The sequence below is a fragment of the Neisseria sp. P0021.S006 genome (genome assembly GCF_051956895.1).
The window spans coordinates 1-454 of sequence record NZ_JBQCWZ010001232.1; the positions used below are offsets into that span (position 1 = coordinate 1).

Here is a 454-nt window from a genome sequence, read left to right on the forward strand (position 1 = left end):
TCACGCATGAATACCCATTCGGCTTCGTTTGAAGCTGCTTCATTAAATGAATAGCCCTCGTAGTCGAAATTTTTGAGCATTTCAGGCTCGGTAATGCCGTGTTCTGCCGCGTAGCGCACCATCAAACCGCGCGCACGTTTGGCGTAGAAGCTGATGATTTTGTATTTGCCGTTTTTCTCGTCTTTAAAAATCGGCGTAATCAGGCGTGCGTTGAGTTTTTGGGTGTTGACGGATTTGAAATATTCTTGTGAGGCGAGGTTGATTAAAACGTCGCTGCCGGCCTGCTTCAGCGTTTGGTTGAGCAGGTCGGTAATTTTATCGCCCCAAAATTCGTAGAGGTTTTTACCGCGCGAGTTGGCAAAGGCTGTGCCCATTTCCAAGCGGTAGGGCTGCATCAAGTCGAGCGGGCGCAGTACGCCGTATAGGCCGGAGAGCAGGCGGACGTGTTGTTGCA

Annotated in this window: 1 protein-coding gene; it reads right to left on the reverse strand. The window is 50.4% G+C overall.

All coding sequences use genetic code 11. From position 1 onward, the window contains the following. The coding region (locus ACTHUM_RS19635) for a YaaA family protein (protein WP_440403959.1) at window positions 1-454 on the reverse strand (454 nt) is incomplete at both ends.